Origin of the sequence: Pseudoalteromonas sp. SR43-5 (assembly GCF_014163835.1) — a bacterium.
Taxonomy (GTDB): Bacteria; Pseudomonadota; Gammaproteobacteria; order Enterobacterales; family Alteromonadaceae; genus Pseudoalteromonas; species Pseudoalteromonas distincta.
Window position 1 is genome coordinate 1 of record NZ_JACJEA010000103.1, and the last position, 227, is coordinate 227.

The 227-nt window shown below is 44.9% G+C and carries 1 rRNA gene; it reads right to left on the minus strand.

The annotated features are described in order from the left end of the window. A 23S ribosomal RNA gene (locus H5090_RS20670) occupies positions 1-227 on the minus strand; the annotation flags it as partial.

The window sequence follows — 227 nt, forward strand, 5'->3', positions numbered from 1 at the left end:
TGGGGTACGATTCCATATAATCTGAAGCTTAGAGGCTTTTCCTGGAAGTATGGCATCAACAACTTCATCACCGTAGTGACTCGTCTCGTGTCTCAGTCTTAAAGCAACCCGGATTTACCTAAGTCGCCAACCTACTCACTTTCACATGGACTACCAACGCCATGCTTGTTTAGCCTGCTCCGTCCCCCCATCGCAATTATATCGAGTACAGAAATATTAATCTGTTT